Source organism: Streptomyces sp. 4F14 (assembly GCF_048159485.1).
In the GTDB taxonomy this organism is placed as follows: domain Bacteria; phylum Actinomycetota; class Actinomycetes; order Streptomycetales; family Streptomycetaceae; genus Streptomyces.
Genome location: NZ_JBLRVY010000336.1, coordinates 1 through 332 on the forward strand (window position 1 = coordinate 1; position 332 = coordinate 332).

The window sequence follows — 332 nt, forward strand, 5'->3', positions numbered from 1 at the left end:
GTCATGCTCGGCAACCAGGCCGAGCTGTGGGAGATCGCCCTCGCCGCCATGAAGCTGCGCGCCGTCGTCATCCCGGCCACCCCGCTGCTCGGCCCGGCCGACCTGCGCGACCGGGTGGAGCGCGGACGTGTCCGGCACGCGCTGGTGCGGGCCGAGGACACCGGCAAGTTCGACGATGTGCCCGGCCGGTACACCCGCGTCAGCGTGGGCGGGGCGACGGACGGGTGGCAGACGTACGAGGACGCCTACGCCGCCTCCGCCGAGTTCACCGCCGACGGGCCGACCGCCGCCGACGACCCGCTGATGCTCTACTTCACCTCCGGCACCACCGC

1 protein-coding gene is annotated in these 332 nt (G+C 74.1%); it reads left to right on the forward strand.

Annotated elements, in window-relative coordinates:
• A partial coding sequence (locus ACLZOT_RS51000; RefSeq protein ID WP_416976118.1) for an AMP-binding protein occupies positions 1-332 on the forward strand: 332 nt, incomplete at both ends.